The 3,797-nt window shown below is 69.7% G+C and carries 2 protein-coding genes and 1 pseudogene; 2 read left to right on the plus strand and 1 reads right to left on the minus strand.

Going from position 1 to position 3,797, the window contains the following annotated elements:
• Together ACEN88_RS26440 and ACEN88_RS26445 are read left to right on the plus strand one after the other, a co-directional pair.
• A partial coding sequence (locus ACEN88_RS26440) for an Hpt domain-containing protein (RefSeq protein ID WP_413344449.1) occupies nt 1–272 on the plus strand: 272 nt, incomplete at its 5' end.
• Between the two features lie 117 nt (nt 273–389).
• Entirely contained in the window at nt 390–554 is a 165-nt protein-coding gene (locus ACEN88_RS26445) for a response regulator transcription factor (protein ID WP_413344451.1), read from the plus strand.
• A gap of 53 nt (nt 555–607) precedes the next feature.
• Here ACEN88_RS26445 and ACEN88_RS26450 read toward each other — a convergent pair.
• Nucleotides 608–3,712: pseudogene (locus tag ACEN88_RS26450) on the minus strand (ATP-binding protein); the annotation flags it as partial.
• Nucleotides 3,713–3,797: the final 85 nt, after the last annotated feature.

The following is a 3,797-nucleotide window of genomic DNA, read 5'->3' on the forward strand; positions in this document are numbered from 1 at the left end:
ACCTGAAGGACCGCCTGCGCGGCGCCTTCCTGGCCGACCTGCCGCGCCGCCGCATCGAACTGGACAAGGCGTTGGAGACGGGCGACCGCGACACCGCCGGACGCGTCCTGCACGGCATGAAGGGCAGCGCCGGCTACCTGGGCGAGGATGGGCTGCGCGCGCTGTGTGCCGAACTCGAGGCCCTGGCGGACGCGGGCCAGCTCGACGCCGTGCGCGCCGGCCTGCCGCGCCTGTGGGACCTGCTGGCCCGCTTCGAGGCCGCGACTGCCTGAATCGTGCGCGCGTCTCACAGCTGTATAATTGCCATTTAACAATTGCGACACAATGGGGCAGGGATGAAGGTTTTGATAGTCGACGATGACGTGGTGTCGCGCATGATGCTGATGCACATGATCGACAGCACCGCGAGCGGCGTGTTCGACGTGCTGGAAGCGGAGGATGGCGCAGACGCCTGGGCGCAGCTGGATGCCGGCGCGAACCCCGCGCTGCTGTTCTGCGACCTGCGCATGCCGCGCCTGTCCGGCATGGAATTGCTGGCGCGCGTGAGGTGGTAATGCAGCTGCGAGTCGTCGATGGGCTTGGTGATGAAGGCATCCATGCCGCAGGCCAGGTAGCGCGTCCGGTCTTCCTCGCTGACGTTGGCGGTGAGCGCGACGATCATCAGGTGCTGGTCCAGCACGGGCGCTTCCAGCGGACCGCCGGCGCGGATCAGGCGCGTGGCCGAGGCGCCGTCCATCTCGGGCATGCGGCCGTCCATCAGGATCAGGTCGTAGCGCGTGCGCGCGCATGCCGCCACGGCCAGCACGCCGTTCTCGACGACGTCGACCTGGTGGCCCAGCTCCTCCAGCATCATGCGCACGATGATCTGGTTGGTCGGATAGTCTTCCGCGCACAGCACGCGCAAGCGGTGCGTGTGCGGCGCGCGCGGCTGGTCGACGACGGAGTGCGGCTGCACGCCGTCCGCCAGCGGCAGCACGAAGCTGAACGTGGAGCCCACGCCGGGCGTGCTGGCGACGCCGATCGTGCCGCCCATCAGTTCGACGAGCTGGCGGCAGATCGCCAGGCCCAGGCCAGTGCCGCCGTAGCGGCGCGTCGTCGTCGCGTCGGCCTGCTCGAATTTCTGGAACAGGCGCGGCAAGGCGTCCGGCGCGATGCCGATGCCCGTGTCTTCGACCGAAAAGCGGATCATGTTGCGGCCCGCGCGGTCGTGCTGGTCTTCCGGACGGCGCTCGACGCGCACGGTGATGGAACCGCTCTCGGTGAACTTGAAGGCGTTGCCGACGAGGTTCACGAGGATCTGGCGCAGCCGGGTCGGGTCGCCCACGACGAAGCGCGGCAGGTCCGGATCGAGGCGCACGGCGAAGCCCACGCTGTGCGCGCCGGCCTGCTCCTCGAATAGCGTGCCGACATGCGAAATCGATTCGTCGAGCGCGAAGTCGATGTTCTCGATGGTCAGCTTGCCCGCCTCGATCTTGGAAAAGTCGAGCAGGTCGTTGATGATCGCCAGCAGCGACTGGGCATTCGCCTGGCCGCGCAGGATCTGCTCGCGCGTGCAGTCGCGCAGCGCCGTGTCGCGCAGCGCGAAGCCCAGCATGCCGATCACGCCGGCCAGCGGCGTGCGCATCTCGTGGCTCATGTTGGCGAGGAATTCGGACTTCTGGCGCGTCGCGTCTTCCGCGCGCTGCTTGGCCTGGTACAGCCGTTCCTCGTTTTCCTGCAGCGCGCCGTTGGCGAGCGCCAGCTCGTTCGTGCGGCGCCGCACCTGCCGTTCCTGCTCGCGCAGTTCCTCGGTCTGGCGTTCCAGCAGGCGGTTCTGCTGCTCGATGCGTTCCGTACGCGCGCTGACCTGCTGTTCCAGCATGGCCTTCTGGCGGCGCAGGACGTCCACGCGAATCCGGTATGCGCCGTACCCGCAGCCGATCACCACCAGCGCACACAGGGTGCGGAACCACCAGGTCTTCCAGTACGGCGGCAGCACGGTCACTTCCAGCGTGGCGGCGGCATCGCTCCACACGCCGTCCTTGTTCGCCGCGCGCACCTGGAACGTGTAGCTGCCCGGATCGAGGTTCGTGTAGGTCGCGAAGCGCTTGCTGGCGTCGACGCCGATCCAGTCCTGGTCGAAGCCGACGAGGCGGTAGGCGAAGCGGTTGCGGCCCGGGGCGGCGAAGTGCAGCGCCGAGAACTCCAGCGAAAACACGGAGTCCTGCGGCGTGAGCGTGATGCCGGACAGGCGCTCGATGGGCCCCGGCAGCATGCCCGGCCGGACGTCCTGCCACGGCTGGCCGAAGATCTGCAGGCCCGTGATGACGGCGCGCGGCGCGATCAGGTTGTCGTGCAGCGCGCGCGGATTGAATGCGGTGATGCCGTTGTTGCCGCCGAAGTAGAGCGTGCCGTCGGCCACGCGCAGCGCGGAGGCGTCGAAGTACGCCCCTTCGATCGTGCCGTCGGTCGCGTTGTAGTTGCGCCAGGCGCCGCTGGTCGGGTCGAGCCGGTGCAGGCCGCTCGAGCTGGAGACCCAGATGAAGCCGTCGAGGTCTTCCTGCATCGCGGCCACGACGTCGTCCGCCATGCCGTCGCGCACCGTGTAGCGCTGGAAGCGCGGCGTGCCGTCGCTGCCGATCACCATGCGGTTCAGGCCCACGGCCGTGCCGACCCACAGGTCGCCGCGCCGGTCTTCCAGCAAGTAATGCACCTCGTCGTGCGACAGGCTCGTGGGATCGTCGGGATCGTGGCGGAAGTGGCGGAACTTGCCGGTGGCGCGGTCGAGCAGGTCCAGGCCGTCGAACGTGCCGACCCAGAACCGGCCGTGGCGGTCTTCCAGCATCGGCCGCACGATGTTGTCGGCCAGGCTCGCGGCCGCGGTCGGATCGTGCTGGTACGTCGTCTGCTTGCCGTCCGGGTCGATGCGGTGCAGGCCGCCGCGGCTCGCGGCCCACAAGGTGCCGTCGCGCGTGACGTGCACATTGCGCACGTAGTTGGCGTCGACATCGTCGGTGGACAGCGGACGCCGCGTGATGCGCCCGGTCTTCGGATCGAAGTGCGCGAGGCCGTTGCGCGTGCCGAGCCACACGGTGCCGTCGCGGCCGAGCGCCACCGACGTCGCCATCGCGTCGCCCGTCAGCCCCGCTTCGACAGGCGCGAGGCGCCATGCCTGGTCCGCGCCGGTCGCCGGATCGAACAGGTGCAGGCCGCCGTTCGTGGCGAGCCACAGCTTCCCGCCGCCGTCGCCGACGATGCCGCGCACCTTGTTGTCTTCCAGCGCGAGCGGCGTGTCGTCGCCGCGCACGATGCGCGCGAAGCCGCCGCTGCCCATGTCCGCGCGCGACACGCCGCCGTACCAGGTGCCGACCCAGAACGTGCCCACGCGGTCGCCGTACAGCGCCGTGACCTGGTTGTCGCCGAGGCTGTAGCTGTCGGTGATGCGGTGCGGATGGCGCTCGAAGCGGCCCAGCGCGGGCAGCCAGCGGTACAGGCCGCGGTCGTGCGAGCCGACCCAGACCTGGCGCTCGGCGTCCTCGTACAACACGCTGATCTCGCCCGGCGGCATGCCGTCGTCAAGCCCGAACGTGCGCACGTCGCCCTTCGGCCCGAGCGACAGGCGTTCCAGGCCGCCCATGCTGCCGACCCACAGGCCCTGGCCCGCGTCGACCATCAGCGTCTGCACGAAGTCGTACTTGCCGCCGCGCGGCGACGGGTGGTGGCGGAAGTGCATCCGCTCCGGGTCGAGGCTGTCGAGGCCCGCCGCGGTGCCGATCCACAGGCGGCCGTCGCGCACCGTGTAGCGCTGGAAGCGCGGC

Source organism: Massilia sp. CT11-108 (assembly GCF_047302915.1).
Classification (GTDB): Bacteria; Pseudomonadota; Gammaproteobacteria; order Burkholderiales; family Burkholderiaceae_D; genus Telluria; species Telluria orientalis.

Excerpts from the sequence above, each read along its gene's own strand:
- ACEN88_RS26445 (WP_413344451.1), top strand. The coding sequence starts at position 390 with ATGATCGACAGCACCGCGAGCGGCGTGTTCGACGTGCTGGAAGCGGAG.